This window comes from Syntrophorhabdaceae bacterium (assembly GCA_028713955.1).
Lineage (GTDB): Bacteria > Desulfobacterota > Syntrophorhabdia > Syntrophorhabdales > Syntrophorhabdaceae > UBA5609.
The window spans coordinates 18375-29230 of record JAQTNJ010000016.1; the positions used below are offsets into that span (position 1 = coordinate 18375).

General features: G+C 48.2%; 12 protein-coding genes. 10 read left to right on the top strand and 2 right to left on the bottom strand.

The annotated features are described in order from the left end of the window. Together dtd and fusA are read right to left on the bottom strand one after the other, a co-directional pair. The coding region (gene dtd, locus PHU49_02895; protein MDD5242944.1) for a D-aminoacyl-tRNA deacylase at window positions 1-503 on the bottom strand (503 nt) is incomplete at its 3' end. Window positions 504-582: 79 nt separating this feature from the next. Beyond that, on the bottom strand, window positions 583-2676 hold the full coding sequence (fusA, locus tag PHU49_02900) for an elongation factor G (GenBank protein MDD5242945.1): 2094 nt from the start codon (window positions 2674-2676) through the stop codon (window positions 583-585). Window positions 2677-3143: 467 nt separating this feature from the next. Here fusA and rpmH point away from each other — a divergent pair, with 467 nt between their 5' ends. The 10 genes from rpmH to PHU49_02950 all read left to right on the top strand — a co-directional run. Beyond that, window positions 3144-3278, top strand: coding sequence for a 50S ribosomal protein L34 (gene rpmH, locus PHU49_02905; protein ID MDD5242946.1), 135 nt, complete (start codon window positions 3144-3146; stop codon window positions 3276-3278). A 52-nt stretch (window positions 3279-3330) separates the two neighbouring features. Next, on the top strand, window positions 3331-3666 hold the full coding sequence (gene rnpA / locus PHU49_02910; protein MDD5242947.1) for a ribonuclease P protein component: 336 nt from the start codon (window positions 3331-3333) through the stop codon (window positions 3664-3666). Window positions 3667-3678: 12 nt separating this feature from the next. Next, window positions 3679-3888, top strand: coding sequence for a membrane protein insertion efficiency factor YidD (gene yidD, locus PHU49_02915; protein ID MDD5242948.1), 210 nt, complete (start codon window positions 3679-3681; stop codon window positions 3886-3888). Between the two features lie 12 nt (window positions 3889-3900). Further along, a complete protein-coding gene (gene yidC / locus PHU49_02920) occupies window positions 3901-5526 on the top strand; it encodes a membrane protein insertase YidC (protein MDD5242949.1) in 1626 nt (541 codons plus the stop codon). 8 nt (window positions 5527-5534) lie between these two features. Then, the gene (locus PHU49_02925) at window positions 5535-6194 is read left to right on the top strand and encodes a Jag N-terminal domain-containing protein (GenBank protein MDD5242950.1); all 660 of its coding nucleotides are present in this window, start codon (window positions 5535-5537) and stop codon (window positions 6192-6194) included. Further along, complete coding sequence (gene mnmE / locus PHU49_02930) at window positions 6181-7548, top strand: tRNA uridine-5-carboxymethylaminomethyl(34) synthesis GTPase MnmE (GenBank protein MDD5242951.1); 1368 nt, start codon at window positions 6181-6183, stop codon at window positions 7546-7548. Before PHU49_02925 ends, mnmE begins: the two co-directional genes overlap by 14 nt. A 355-nt stretch (window positions 7549-7903) precedes the next feature. Then, entirely contained in the window at window positions 7904-9640 is a 1737-nt protein-coding gene (locus PHU49_02935; protein ID MDD5242952.1) for an aldehyde ferredoxin oxidoreductase C-terminal domain-containing protein, read from the top strand. 125 nt (window positions 9641-9765) lie between these two features. Continuing rightward, on the top strand, window positions 9766-10392 hold the full coding sequence (locus tag PHU49_02940; GenBank protein MDD5242953.1) for a hypothetical protein: 627 nt from the start codon (window positions 9766-9768) through the stop codon (window positions 10390-10392). 3 nt (window positions 10393-10395) lie between these two features. Next, on the top strand, window positions 10396-10620 hold the full coding sequence (locus tag PHU49_02945; protein MDD5242954.1) for a MoaD/ThiS family protein: 225 nt from the start codon (window positions 10396-10398) through the stop codon (window positions 10618-10620). After that, a partial coding sequence (locus tag PHU49_02950; protein ID MDD5242955.1) for a hypothetical protein occupies window positions 10574-10856 on the top strand: 283 nt, incomplete at its 3' end. The genes PHU49_02945 and PHU49_02950, both read left to right, overlap by 47 nt.

Sequence of the window (10856 nt, forward strand, 5' to 3'; positions counted from 1 at the left end):
AGCGTCACCGGTCCCTCGTTGACGAGGTGGACATCCATGGAGGCCTGGAATATACCGGTCTCAACCTTTTCTATCTTTTCCCGCGCCTTTTCTACAAAGACCTCAAAAAGCTCACGGGCCTCCTTTGACCCCATCGCGTCCGAAAATGAAGGACGTCTTCCCTTCGAAGCATCGCCGTAAAGGGTAAACTGGGAGACAACGAGCAATTCCCCCCTGATATCAAGGAGTGATTCGTCAAACTTCCCGTCCTCTTTTTCGAATATCCTGAGATTGATGATCTTTTCAACCATCCACCGTATATCCTCTTCAGTATCACCCTGGCCGATACCGAGAAGGACGAGGAGGCCACGTCCGATCTGTCCTACGATCTTTCCGTCGACTTCAACCGATGCGCTCTTAACACGCTGTATGACGGCCTTCATTAAAAACCAGAAGGTGAGAGGGTGAGAAGATAAGAGGATAAGAAGGTAAGAGGGTAAGAGGGTGAGAAAAACAAAAAACATAATCCTCCATGTGGGGTCTTTTCAGGCCTTCTCATCCTCTGCTCCTCTTAACTTCTGCTCTTCTTATCCTCTATCTGTTTTACTTCTCCTGCTCCTTTTCCTTCCTGGCGGCCTCTATGATCTTTGGGGCAATGTGCGCCGGCACCTCTTCATAATGGGAAAATTCCATAGTAAATGTCCCTCTCCCGCCTGTCATAGACCTCAGGTCCGGGGCATATTTTAATACCTCGGCCATAGGGACAGCCGCCTTCACAACCTGGTTGCTCCCTTTTGTCTCTACGCCTATGATCTTGCCTCTCCTGGAATTCATATCACCCATCACATCACCCATATTGTCATCAGGCACTATGATCTCCATCTTCATAATCGGCTCAAGGAGGGTTGACTGTGCCTGTTCCATGCCTTTTTTAAAACCCATTGATGCGGCTATCTTGAATGCCATCTCTGAAGAATCGACATCGTGGTACGACCCGTCATAAAGCGTTACCCTGAAGTCCGTCACCGGAAAGCCTGCGAGCATTCCCTGTGTCATAGCCTCAACGATGCCCTTTTCGACTGCCGGTATGTACTGCCTCGGGATAGCCCCGCCTACTATCTTGTCAACAAATTCAAAACCTGCGCCTCTCGGCAGAGGACCCAGCTCAAGCCACGTATCACCGTATTGACCTTTGCCGCCTGATTGTTTCTTGTATTTTCCCTGTACCTTTGTGGTCCCTTTGATCGTTTCTTTATAGGGAACCTTCGGCTCTCTCAACTCCACTTCCACGCCGAATTTCCTCTTCATCCTCTCTACCACCACTTCAATGTGGACCTGCCCCATACCTGACAGGATAAACTCTTTTGTCTGCTCCTCTCTCGAATACCGTATTGTCTGGTCTTCCTCGATGAGCCGCGCGAGGGAGGTGTTCAATTTATCCTCGTCTCCCTTTGCCTTTGGATGGAGCGAAAAGGATATAAGCGGATTAGGTAAGGCTACCGGTTCGTACTTGATAGGCGCCTTCTCATCACAGATCGTATCGCCGGTACCCACCTCTTTAAGTTTTGCCACAACGGCAATGTCGCCTGCCGACGCAAAACCTGCGGGTTTCTGTTTCTTTCCCACAAGAGAAAATACCTGGCCGATCCTCTCTTTCTCGTCTTTTGAGATATCGAGGACAGTCATATCAGGATGGATCTCTCCTGAGTAGACCCTGAAAAGTGTCAGTTTCCCGGCAAAGGGGTCTGTGATGGTCTTGAATACAAGGGCGCTGAACGGCTTATCGGCCGTCATCTCGCGTTTCACTGTGCTGCCTGTTTTCGGATCGATCCCTTCCACCTCTTTTTTGAATGTTGGCGGCGGGAAATACTTCACGAGGCTGTCAAGAAGGACCTGGATACCGATATTCTTCGCGGCAGACCCGCACATGATCGGCACGATCTTCCCTGCCCATATGGCAGCCCTCAGACAACGCTCAACCTCTTCATCCTTTACCTCTTCCCCATTCAGATATCGCTCCATCACCTCATCTTCCATCTCGATCGCTATCTCAACAAGTTTTTCCCTGTGTTTTTTTGCTTCACCCTCATATTCCCCGGGTATCTCCGTTATCTCAAAACCACCGGACATATCATCCTTGTAAACATATGCCTTCATGGTAAGGAGGTCGACTACACCCTTGAAATCTTCTTCCTTTCCCATGGGCAACTGAACGATAAGACAGTTTTTGTCTGTGAAATTCTTCCTGATATCCTCAACGGTCCTTTCAAAATCCGCCCTTTCCCTGTCGATCTTATTGACAAAGACCGAGACAGGTATTGAAAATTCATTGGCATACTGCCATACCTTTTCTGTCTGGACCTTTACGCTGGAAACAGCGCTCACTACGATAATTGCACCGTCAACGACACGCATACAGAGTTTTGCATCGGATATAAAATTGTCATCGCCCGGGGTATCAAGCATGTTTATCTTGTGTTTGGCCCACTCAAAACAGGCGAGAGATGAGGAAATCGTGATCTTCCTCTCAACCTCCTCAGGTTCGTAATCCATAAGAGATGTACCGTCATCAACCTTTCCGAGCCTGTTGTTTTCTCCTGCAAGAAAAAGCATGGCCTCAACGATCGACGTCTTGCCTTCACCCCCGTGAGAAAAAATACCTATGTTCCTTATGGCATCAGGCTCATACTTTTTCATTGTGAACTCCTTTCGACGATCCTATGTGGAATTGATTGAATCCAGTGAATTTAACATGGACTTTTCAAAAAAATCAAGAGCTAAAACAACCAGCCGTCAGCTATCAGCATTCAGCTCAGATAAACCCGTGGGCGTAAGGCATATCATTTGTCGGTCATCGCGAGGAGCGAAGCGACGTGGCGATCTCATAGAATATGATCAATTGAATGAGATTGCCACGCTGCGCTCGCAATGACTATTGACTATTTTGAACATTTGAATTTGTATAGTGCTTCGATATTCGTCCCTCGTCTTAAGCGCAGCGGACGTCCCTCGTCCTTCAGCCCTTCCTATCACGCCTCACGCCTTACAGGTGTTCAAGCTGATTGCTGTAAGCTGATAGCTGATAGCTGTAGTTCGGTAATTATTGACATTATTCAGCATTGTATGGTTAAGTAATAACTTCAAACGACTACTGAGGTGAAAGAATGAAAAGGACATACCAGCCTCACAACAAAAGCAGGAAAAGAACGCATGGTTTTCTCGTGAGGATGAGGACTGCTTCGGGAAGAGAAGTAATCAGGAGAAGGCGCGCAAAAGGTAGAAAGAGCCTCACCGTCTGACTTAAGAGTGGAATAGTTTTAGCCCATCATTCCTTATTACTTGAAAAAGAGAATGGCTTTAACCTTAACAAAAGACGAGCGGTTGAAAAAGGGAGATTTTCGAGGCACAAGGTGGATACGATACTCGGAAACAGACAACTTTATACTCCTGATACATAAAAATACCCTATCCACTCGGAAGATAGCCATTTCTATTCGAAAAAAGACCGGGAATGCAGCGGTAAGGAACAGGATGAGGAGATTAGCGAAAGAGTTCTTCAGACTCAACAAGGATATATTTGTGGAACATTCCGACAACCTGATAAAAGTGAAACAGATGCCATTGAAGCTGACATTGGATGAGGCGGGCAAAGAACTGAAACACCTGCTCAGCAGGCGGGATTATTAGAAAAACCGGGTAATGAAAAAAATCATTATATTTATCATACATTCATATAGCGTACTCATCTCGCCATATATCCCCACTCAATGCAGATTTTATCCAACCTGCTCACATTATATGGTGGAAGCGATCGAAAGGAAAGGTATCCTGAGAGGTCTCTGGTCAGGGCTTGGAAGGATTATCCGGTGTAACCCCTTTTGCCACGGCGGATACGACCCTGTGAAATGACGGAGGTAGTGAATGGAAAAAAGGACCATCATAGCGTTAGTCTTAACGGTTGTTATTCTGTTTTTCTTTCAGACGTATTTTGCCCCCAAACAACAGCCAAAGCAGCCCCAGACTACGGCAGCTACACAAACAGAAGAAACACCTCAGTCTAAGGACGCAGATGTAAAAAAAGCAGAAAAGACAACAAAGAGCGAAGCAGCTCCCGCGCCTGCAAAAAAACCCGGAAAGACCCTTGCCAGGATTGAAAAAAGGGATCCCAGGGATGTTTTTGTCGAGACGCCCTACCTGAAGGTAACTCTCACCGACCTTGGCGGCGGCATACGCAGCGTCCGGCTCAAAAAATACAAAGAAACCGTCAAGGGCCCTCAGAACAAAGAGATCATAGAAGATATAAAGCCTTTCATCTATATCCCCAAGATATCCAGTTCAATCAACAACCAGACCGTAGATGACCGCACTTATTTCAAACCGGACAGGGAGAACATCACGATTCAGGACAAACCTGAGACCCTTACATTTACAGGTACCCTCGAGGACGGGAAAAAGGTCCGAAAGATATATACATTCCACCCCGACAATTACCTTATTGATATGAAGACCGAATTCGAAGTATCTGATAAAGATAAGACTGCCATCGAGTTCGCCATTATCTCCGGTAAGAACGAATCGAGTTACGTATTCAAAGGCCCTTTTGTATATAATGGAAAAAAACTTGAGCAGATCGAGAAGATAGAAAAGACCATGGACTTCAATAAAAACTATACATATGCGGGATTCGACGATGGCTTTTTTGCCTTCATCTGGATACCCGAAGAGGGTTCCAGGCCCCCTCTCAGCATCTATAAAACAGAAAACGGCACACCCTTTATCAAGCTGTCACCCGACAAAGGGATGCTCTCCGGAAAGCTCTTTTTCGGCCCGAAGCAGTCAGATGTTCTCAAGAGCCTCAATGTCAGGGCCGAGAAGATCATCGATTTCGGCTGGTTTGATATCATCGCCAAACCTCTCATTCTGTTCATGAATTTTACATACAGGTTTACCCATAACTATGGCATCGATATTATCATCCTGACGATCCTCATCAAGATCCTCTTTTACCCCTTAAGCGTCAAGAGCTTCAAATCCATGAAGGAGATGCAGAAGCTACAGCCCCTTGTCGCGAAACTGAAAGAAAAATACAAAAACGACAAACAAAAACTGAACCAGGAGATGATGGGTCTCTATAAGGCACGAGGGGTCAACCCTATGGGAGGGTGCCTGCCGATGGTCATCCAGATCCCCGTATTCTTCGCCCTGTACAAGGCACTCTCAGGGGCTATTGAACTCCGCCATGCCCCTTTCTTCTGGTGGATCAACGACCTCTCAGCGCCTGAAGATCTCTTTTCCTTTGTTATCCCCGGCATAGGATTCACGGTGCCGGTCAGGATTCTTCCGTTGATCATGGGGGTCACACAGGTCATACAGCAAAAGATGACCCCCACAAGCGTTGACCCGTTACAGGAAAAGATGATGCTCTTCATGCCGATATTCTTTACCTTTCTCTTCTGGGGTTTCCCGGCAGGCCTCGTTCTGTACTGGCTTGTGAATAACGTTATTTCCATCGGTCAGCAATATTACATCAACAAAAAGGTGACGTAGGAGGCAACATGGATGCTATTGAGGTTGAAGGGAAGACCTATGAGGAAGCGGTTAAAAAGGCGTCGCTTGCATTGAATACCGAAGAGAAGGACCTCGACATTGAAGTAACAGAAGTAGATACAAAAGGTATCCTCGGTCTGCTCGGCAGCAAGAAGGTCAGGATAACGGCAAAAATACGTGAAAAAGAAACAACACCTGAAGATTACGGTAAACAACTCCTTCAGGATCTGGGCCGGTTTGCAGGTCTTACATTTAATATTAAAACAACAGAGGCAAATGAAAAAACAGAGAGGATCCTCTTTCTTATCCAGTGTGACGACGGCGATGTCCTGATAGGAAAAGACGGTGAAGCGCTTGAGGCGCTGCAACACATACTGAAACTTGCTATCGCAAAAAAATATAAACAGAACCTGAAGATCCTCGTCGATATCAACGGATATCGGGAAAAGAAAAGAAACGCCCTCACGGTCATGGCAAAAAGGCTTGCAGACAAGGTAAAACGGACAGGCAGACGGATAAAAACAGATCCGCTCAATCCCTATGAACGAAGGATCATACACACCCTGTTCAAACACAATAAAAACGTTACCACAAAGAGTGAAGGTGAAGGGCACACCAAGAAGGTTATTATCTCCCCGACCGGACATCTGCACCATGGAAGACGCTGATACCATATGCGCCATATCCACCCCTCCCGGCGAGGGCGGCATCGGCATAATAAGGATAAGCGGGAATAAAGCCCATTCAATACTGAAACAGGTATTCAGGCCCAGAAAACAGCGTGGGATCTTTTTGCCCAGTATGCTCTATCTCGGCGACATTGTCGAACCTGAGAACAATGCGACACTGGATGAGGTGCTCGCTGTCCTCATGAAAGCCCCACAAACCTATACGCGGGAAGACACAGCCGAGATATATGCCCATGGCGGCTACGTAACCCAGAAGAATATCCTCTCCCTCATTATCAAGTCCGGCGCAAGGCTCGCGGAACCCGGTGAATTTACGAAACGCGCCTTTCTCAACGGGCGGATAGACCTCCTCCAGGCAGAATCAGTCCTCGATATCATACAGAGCGAAACTGACGAAGAGTTCCGGTGTGCCTTCAACTATCTGAAAGGCGCCATTTCCGGGAAGATCCACGTGATGCAAAAGGCTATACAGACAACGCTTGCCAATACAGAGGCGCTCATTGATTTCCCCGAAGAAGACGTCGATGTTAACGAGGAAGATCTTTTTTCTGTCCTTGAAAAAACAAAAAGGGACATGGAAGCCCTTATCGGATCCTATGAAGAGGGGAGGGCCATTAAACAGGGTCTGGATGTCCTCATCGCCGGCAAAACAAATGTGGGAAAATCGAGTCTTCTCAACGCCCTTCTCGTGAAAGAGCGGGCTATCGTGACCCCTGTTCCGGGCACGACAAGGGACATGATAGAGGACACGATATACATAAAGGGCATCAAGGTAAAGATCATAGACACCGCCGGGATCAGGACACCTTCGGACATCGTTGAGCAGGAAGGCATTGCGAGGGTGAAGCGGAAGATATCCGAGACGGACCTTATTATCTGGGTCCTCGATGGCTCCGAGGCCTATTCACAAGAGGACGACGAGGTCTACCGGGAGATCCGGGATAACCATTTTGTTGTCGCGCTCAATAAGATCGACCTTCCTCAGGCAATAGATATAAAAGAATTAGTGTCAAAAGGACTTCAATGGGTTGAGATATCGGCCCTGAAAGACGTTGGCCTTGAAAAACTGAAAGGATCTATCTATGCGGGGCTCATGGGCAACAACAGAAGACCTGACAAAACACTTATCACAAACATGCGCCACAAGAATGCCCTTGCAGAGGCAAAAGATAATATCGAACGTGCAATAGAATGCAGAAAAAATAAGGAACCACTCGAATTTATAGCCTTTGAGCTCCGTGAGGCCCTTCACCATCTCGGAGAAATAACCGGCGAAACCTTCACCGACGACATACTCAACGAAATATTCCACAAATTCTGCATCGGGAAATAATCAGGTTCAGCTGTCGGCTGATAGATAATAGTATATCGTATATCGTATATAGTATATCTTAAATTCCGGTTCATCTCATTACAACCTTCCGGGGTATTGCCTTCTGTTTTTCTCATCTTCTTATCCTCTCCTCACCTCACGGTTTTTTTTGTTATCCTCTCGATATACGATATACGAACTACGATATACGGTTTTCACCATCAGTTGCATCATTATTGGTTATTTTTGGTTACTATTGGTTACATCTTAGGATTTTAGCCATACGCCTTATTATCATGTCATTATTCCGGTTGCAAAAAACATAAGCCGGTATATACTTTATGTATAAATTATTAAAAAATAAAGGGGGATAGTTATGGATAAAATTCTAAGGATCGATATGGGGGCCGAAGGGGGTCCTAAAGCAACTGCATCTCCTATTGGTGCATACGCAGGTCTTGGCGGGAGAGGACTTACATCATCCATCGTGGCAAAAGAGGTTGATCCCTTATGTCATCCCCTTGGCCCGGAAAACAAACTCGTCATAGCGCCGGGTTTATTGAGCGGAAGCATTGCCGCCATGTCCGGGAGGGTCTCTGTGGGCTGCAAAAGCCCTCTCACAGGCGGGATAAAGGAAGCCAACGCAGGAGGGCAGCCGTCCCAGATGCTGGCAAGACTCGGTTATGCGGCAATCGTCCTTGAGGGAAAGCCGAAAGACGGCAGTCTTTACAAGATCCTCATCAACAAAGACGGGGTGAAGATCTCCGAGGATAAGAGCCTGAAGATGTTGAGCAACTACCAGGTTGTTGAGAAGATAAAGGGGGAATTCGGCGATAAGGTCGCTTGCATATCTATCGGCCAGGCCGGTGAGATGCGATTGCCGGCGGCATCTGTAGCATTCACTGACATGGAACTGAGACCGACCCGTCACGCAGGACGGGGCGGCGTTGGCGCTGTTATGGGCTCCAAGGGGGTCAAGGTCATTATCGTAGACGATACCGATCTGCCGATGTGTCAGCCCAAAGACCCTGAAAAGTTCAGGGCGGCAAACATGAAGTTCGTCGAAGGGCTCCGCACGCATGCCGTCACAGGACAGGCGCTCCCCTCATACGGTACTAACGTCCTCGCAAACATTATCAATGAAGCAGGCGGATATCCCACATACAATTTCAAACAGGGAAGGTTCGATGGTGTGGCGAAGATCAGCGGCGAGACATACGCTGAGCTTGAAACGAAACGAGGCGGCCTCGCTACGCACGGCTGTCACAGGGGATGTGTGATCCGCTGTTCGGGTGTTTACAATGATAAAGACGGCCATTTTATCAGCAAGCAGCCGGAATACGAGACCGTTTGGGCACACGGCGCAAATTGCGGGATCGATGACCCCGATAAGATCGCCATGCTCGATTTTCTCGATGACGACATCGGTCTCGATACCATAGAGATGGGGGCAGCGATCGGGGTAGCCATGGATGGAGGTCTCATACAGTTCGGCGACGCGGACGGGGCAATAAACCTCATCAAAGAGGTTGGGAAAGGCACGCCCCTGGGACATATCATCGGAAGCGGAGCTGCGGTAACAGGTAAGGCCTTCGGTGTTGAAAAGGTGCCTGTTGTTAAAGGTCAGGCCCTGCCTGCCTATGACCCGCGTGCGGTCCAGGGCATGGGGGTCACCTACGCGACAAGTCCCATGGGGGCAGACCATACCGCAGGATATGCCGTGGCGACAAACATCCTGAAGGTAGGCGGTGATGTGGATCCTCTGAAGCCCGCCGGCCAGATTGAGCTTTCCAGAAACCTCCAGATTGCCACCGCGGCGGTAGACTCCACCGGCATGTGCCTCTTTATCGCCTTCGCGATCCTTGATCAGCCGGAGACATTCCAGGCCCTTCTCGATATGTTGAATGCCTTTTATGGACTTGAACTAACCGCCGAAGGAGTAGCGGGATTGGGTAAGATGATACTCACAACTGAGCGGGATTTCAACAAGCGTGCAGGTTTCTCACACCTCCAAGACCGTCTGCCCCTATTTTTCAGGAGAGAATCCCTGCCGCCTCACAACGTGAAATTCCAGGTTACCGATGAGGAGCTGGATATGGTATTCAACTGGTAACGTGCACGAAAATAGTATATAAATCAGCTAAAAAGGGAGAGGTTGCCATTCAATTTTCTCCCTTTTTATACGTCGCGGATCAGGGCAATTATTATGAATCAGGATTTGGTAAGGCTAAACAAGTGATGCCGGATACGATATCGACAGCAACAATTACTTTCATCGTCTCGCAGCAGGCCTTTAAAGAGTTTTCTCAGATCCTGCAGCGAGGTTTTTTTATCAGGATTCAAACAGGCTGTTCCCTTGAAGAATTGCTCGTTGAACAGATGGGCATCGAAAAAAGGTACGTTGAGGAACGATTGAGTACGATATTTCTCAATGGTCGGCCCGTTGATGATCTTCGCGCCGCCGTTGTTCATGATGGGTCAACCCTTTCCCTTTCCGCGGCAATGCCCGGATTGGCAGGTGCCTCCATGCGGCGAAAAGGGGTATACGCATCACTCCGGAGCGCCATTAACTATCGCGAAAAAGAAGTCGCCGATGTCCGGCATGAGGGCTTCATTGAGGTCAAACTATTTAATCTCGTCATGATCGAGCTGGGTCCGCACTTTTTCAAGAGAGGGATCTATGTCCGGTCCGATAATCTTGCGGAGTTTATCGCCCTTATGACAGTTGATCTCCGGACAGGATGCAGGTTGATACTCCCTGGTGACAGACCGGTTTCAGGCAACGATGTTACCGGGATCCTGAAGAATATGGGGCACGATCTGATACGGATCTTTGTGGTCCGGCAAAAAGATGTGGTATCCTGATCTATGCACGTAACGGTGAAGCTATTTGCCACCCTCAGGCAGGGACGGTTCAATGAGGAAGAAAGGGAATATCCTGTTGGCACTACCATCGGGTATATTGTTCGGGCATTGGGGATAAGCGAAAAGGAGGCAGCCCTTATCTTCGTCAATGGCCGGCATGCAAAAACAGGTGACGAACTTCATGACAGCGACACGCTGGCCATCTTCCCGCCCATCGGAGGTGGATAAACTGGACGACCTGACAACATTCCTTTTTGCGGGGGCACAGGGGGGCACCATTGCCTGGGATATGCAATCCCGTGCTGCCCAACAGTTTCACCTGACATACGCCGAAGTTGAGGAAGCGATCCTGAAGCTCAGCCTCACACCTGTCCGTTATCAGAGAAATCAAAACCTTATCACCCCTGCAGACCAGCTCCGGCTCTTAAAAAGCACCGTTGCAGTCATCGGCTGCGGCGGCCTTG

Excerpts from the sequence above, each read along its gene's own strand:
- mnmE (MDD5242951.1), top strand. The coding sequence starts at position 6,181 with ATGGAAGACGCTGATACCATATGCGCCATATCCACCCCTCCCGGCGAG.
- PHU49_02935 (MDD5242952.1), top strand. The coding sequence starts at position 7,904 with ATGGATAAAATTCTAAGGATCGATATGGGGGCCGAAGGGGGTCCTAAA.
- rnpA (MDD5242947.1), top strand. The coding sequence starts at position 3,331 with ATGGCTTTAACCTTAACAAAAGACGAGCGGTTGAAAAAGGGAGATTTT.
- yidC (MDD5242949.1), top strand. The coding sequence starts at position 3,901 with ATGGAAAAAAGGACCATCATAGCGTTAGTCTTAACGGTTGTTATTCTG.
- PHU49_02940 (MDD5242953.1), top strand. The coding sequence starts at position 9,766 with ATGCCGGATACGATATCGACAGCAACAATTACTTTCATCGTCTCGCAG.
- PHU49_02945 (MDD5242954.1), top strand. The coding sequence starts at position 10,396 with ATGCACGTAACGGTGAAGCTATTTGCCACCCTCAGGCAGGGACGGTTC.
- yidD (MDD5242948.1), top strand. The coding sequence starts at position 3,679 with ATGAAAAAAATCATTATATTTATCATACATTCATATAGCGTACTCATC.
- PHU49_02925 (MDD5242950.1), top strand. The coding sequence starts at position 5,535 with ATGGATGCTATTGAGGTTGAAGGGAAGACCTATGAGGAAGCGGTTAAA.
- rpmH (MDD5242946.1), top strand. The coding sequence starts at position 3,144 with ATGAAAAGGACATACCAGCCTCACAACAAAAGCAGGAAAAGAACGCAT.
- fusA (MDD5242945.1), bottom strand. The coding sequence starts at position 2,676 with ATGAAAAAGTATGAGCCTGATGCCATAAGGAACATAGGTATTTTTTCT.